Genomic DNA, 3,465 nt, shown 5'->3' on the forward strand with positions numbered 1-3,465 from the left:
TATGGATTTAGGGACTCAGAATACTTTTTTCTGAAAATCAAGGCGGCCTTCCCCGGAAAGCCGCGATGAACCTTTTTCATTGGGGCTGATGACCCGGCACGTTCACGCTGGCCAGCTGCTCGGGCAGGCGGCTCGCCAACCAGTCGATGGCGAGCCGGGTCTTGAGGGGCAGATGCGGACCACGGGGCCAGAGGGCGTTGATGGGATAGCGCCGACCCGGCAATCGGGCCAGCAGCTCGCGCAGCTCGCCCCGCTCAAGGTGAGGCCGCGCCAGCCAGGTCGGCAGCCAGGCGAGACCAAAGCCCGCGATGGCTGCCTGGGTGATGGCGTTGAGATCGTCCATCTGCAACCGCCCTCTGGGCTGGACTTCGCGCCATGCCTCGGCCTCCTGCCACCACCACGACAGCACCCGCCCCTGGCGCAGATAGGCAATGCACTCATGATCCGGTAGCTCAGCCAGGGTCACAGGTTCCCCCCGCTCGGCCAGATAGGCGGGCGAGGCGCAAAGCGTCATGCCGTGCTCCCCGAGCCTGCGCGCCGCCAGATCCAGGCTGTCCGGCGGCTCTGCGTTGCGGATCACCAGATCCATCCCCTCCTCCACCAGATCCACCTTGCGATCGCTGAACGACAGCTCCAGGGCCAGCCCGGGATGCGCCTTCGCCAGCGCCAGCAAAATGGGGGCCACGCACTGCTGGCCGAACAGGACCGGCATGGAGACCTTCAATCTGCCGTTGAGGGTAAGCTTGTTGGTGGCCAGCGCCGCTTCCCCAAGACGTACCTCCTCCAGCGCCCGCAGGCAGTGGCGATAGAAGAGCGCCCCCTCCTCGGTCAGGCTCTGGCTGCGGGTGGTGCGATGAAACAGTTGCACGCCGAGACGCAGCTCCAGCCGCGCCACCCCCTTGCCCACCGCCGAGCGGGTGAGGTGAAGCCGCTCCGCCGCCTGGGCGAAGCTGCCCGCCTCCACCACGGTGGCGAAGAGATCGATGCCATTGAGCGTGTTTGCCATCTATTGCATACCTTTTGGAACCAATATGGCGAAATACTATCAGCACTGCGGAAAAAAATGACTGGTAAGCTCCCTTCATTCTTCACACGTTTCAGATGGAGTTTCCCTCATGAGCCAGATCCTGCTGCTGCAATCCAGCCTCAACGGCCCCGTATCCCGCACCAACCAGTTGATGGAGCGCTTCCTGCAAACACGCCGGGAGCAGGGCCATCAGGACCAGGTGGTGGTGCGTGACCTGACCGCCCTCGACTTGCCCGTCCTCGACAGCCCGTTGTTTCACGCCCTGCGCGGGGCTGAACCGGCCAATGAGGCCATCCGGCAGGCGGTGGCGCTGTCGGATCGGCTGATTGCCGAACTCAAGGCCGCCGACCTGCTGCTGATCGGCGCCCCCATGTACAACCTCAATGTACCGACACCCCTCAAGAACTGGTTCGATCTGGTGGCACGGGCCGGGGTGACTTTCCGTTACACCGACACCTACCCCATGGGGCTGGTGGAGGGGGTCAACGCCCTGGTGTTCAGCAGCCGCGGCGGCGTGCATCAGGGACAGACGACAGATGCGGTCACCCCCTACCTCGAGTCCGTGCTCGGCCTGATGGGCATCCCGGTGGACTTCGTCTACGCAGAGGGGATGGATCTGCACCCCCACGGGGCGGAACAGGGAATGCGCGAAGCCCATGCTCGGATCGCTGGCCTCGGCAGGTAGGGCCATCACCCGATCTTGCCCCTTCCAACCGGCCGCCTGCTGCGCGGGACATTCCAAGTAAAAAAGCCCCGCAAGGGGCTTTTCTATGACTGCGGCAGTGGCGGCTGAGGGGGACTAGGCTTGTCTGGCATCGGGGCCTGCGGGCATGTCCCGCCAGAGCGCCAGAATGAGCAGCGCCAGCAGGGCAAAGGGCGGCACCAGGCAGAGCAGCACGCACAGGAAGGTGACAAGCCCCGGGTGGCGGCTCTTGCGCCGGGCCAGTCGCCAGGCCACCACGCCGACGACGATCATCAGCAGCAGCATGAAGAGAACAAACAGGTTGGAGTTGATGGTCATGAAAGCTCCTTTTTCATGGCAAAAGGCACACTCTAGCGCCGTTGCGGTCCCGGGCAACTCCCTATCTGGTGGTGCCTTCCTGGTCGATAGGCATTTTCTATTTCGCCAATAGATGAGAATGGTTTTCATTTGATGGGGTTCTGGGTGATACTGCCTTCATCGCCAGAGGAGACACCACCATGAAAAAGACCATCAGCTTCGCCATCCTGCACTTTTGTGTCGCCTTCACCGTGGCTTACCTGCTGACCGGCGAACTGCTCACCGCCAGCCTGATCGCCCTCATCGAGCCCGCCGTGAACACGGTCGCCTTCTACTTCCACGACCTTGGCTGGCACAAGCTCAAGCCCCACCACAGCCTGCAGGCCAAGACTAGCAGCTTCGCCCTGGTCCACTTCTCGGTGGCCTTCGGTGTCGCCTACCTGCTGAGTGGTGAGCTGCTCACCGGCGGCGTGATGGCACTGATCGAACCTGCCATCAACACCGTCGTCTTCTTCTTCCACGAGCGGCTGTGGCGCAGCCGCCAGACCTTGGCGCTGGCCGGTGTCTGATTGCCATGCAGGGCCGCCCGGCACCCAAAAACACGGGGTGCACCTGCCTACTTCGGGTGTAAAGTGTGCTCTGATCACGGGGCATCACGCCCCCTGTTGGAGCCCTGTCGATGAACAAGATTTTGCTTGGAACCCTGCTGTTTTCCCCTCTGCTGGCCGCGGCGGCCACCCCGTCCTTCGAGTGCGCCAAGACGAAAGGCGCCGCCGAAACCCTTATCTGCAAGGATGCCGGACTGGCTGCGCTGGATAACGAGCTGTCAGCCCTCTATCCCAAGGCGATTGCCGGGTTCTCCCCCGAGCAGCAGAAGAGCGAGCGTGCCATCCAGCGCGGCTGGATCAAGGGGCGCAACGACTGCTGGAAGGCGGGCGATCTGCGCCAGTGCGTGGAAGAGAGCTACCAGTTGCGGATCACCGAGTTGCAGATAAAAGGGGCCAGCTGAGAGTACCGACGCCGGTCGATTACCAGTGCGGCAAGAGCGTCACCCTCTCCACCTACTTCTACAACGAGGCCAAGCGGCCCGCCGCCATGATCAACCTGAGCGAGGGTAACAACCAGCAGCAGGTGCTCGCCTATGAGACCCCCAGCGCCAGCGGCGCCCGGTACGAGGGGCAAAACCTCACCCTCTGGACCAAGGGGAGCGACGCCAGGCTGGAGCGCTACGGTCAGCCCACCCTCAACTGCAACGAGATCCCGGGCAACTGATCCCCCGCCAGGCCAGAGGCCGGGCAACCACTCCCGAACAGGCAGCAAGTGGGTCACCAGTTGGTGGCCGCTCGCCCCCTTTTACCTATGGAAAGTGCGAACAAGTATCCCAAGAACAAAAAATGAAAATTTTAGTCATTTAATATCAATGGGTTACCAGTAAATG

Annotated in this window: 4 protein-coding genes and 1 pseudogene; 3 read left to right on the forward strand and 2 right to left on the reverse strand. The window is 62.5% G+C overall.

Annotation, left to right across the window (positions count from 1 at the left end):
• Positions 1-76: 76 nt before the first annotated feature.
• Positions 77-1,006, reverse strand: coding sequence for a LysR family transcriptional regulator (locus OKC30_RS20235; protein WP_160839289.1), 930 nt, complete (start codon positions 1,004-1,006; stop codon positions 77-79).
• A 109-nt stretch (positions 1,007-1,115) separates the two neighbouring features.
• Here OKC30_RS20235 and OKC30_RS20240 point away from each other — a divergent pair, with 109 nt between their 5' ends.
• The gene (locus OKC30_RS20240; protein WP_102948404.1) at positions 1,116-1,712 is read left to right on the forward strand and encodes an FMN-dependent NADH-azoreductase; all 597 of its coding nucleotides are present in this window, start codon (positions 1,116-1,118) and stop codon (positions 1,710-1,712) included.
• 114 nt (positions 1,713-1,826) lie between these two features.
• Here the strand turns inward: OKC30_RS20240 and OKC30_RS20245 are convergent, their stop codons facing one another.
• The gene (locus OKC30_RS20245; RefSeq protein WP_010675517.1) at positions 1,827-2,048 is read right to left on the reverse strand and encodes a hypothetical protein; all 222 of its coding nucleotides are present in this window, start codon (positions 2,046-2,048) and stop codon (positions 1,827-1,829) included.
• A gap of 179 nt (positions 2,049-2,227) precedes the next feature.
• On the opposite strand from OKC30_RS20245, the gene OKC30_RS20250 reads away from it, so the two are divergent.
• Positions 2,228-2,596 carry a DUF2061 domain-containing protein gene (locus OKC30_RS20250; protein WP_039040193.1) on the forward strand — a complete coding sequence of 123 codons (369 nt, stop codon included), beginning with the start codon at positions 2,228-2,230 and terminating at the stop codon, positions 2,594-2,596.
• Positions 2,597-2,706: 110 nt separating this feature from the next.
• Positions 2,707-3,299: pseudogene (locus tag OKC30_RS20255) on the forward strand (MliC family protein).
• Positions 3,300-3,465 lie beyond the last annotated feature (166 nt).

Origin of the sequence: Aeromonas sp. QDB18 (assembly GCF_027705325.1) — a bacterium.
In the GTDB taxonomy this organism is placed as follows: domain Bacteria; phylum Pseudomonadota; class Gammaproteobacteria; order Enterobacterales; family Aeromonadaceae; genus Aeromonas; species Aeromonas caviae.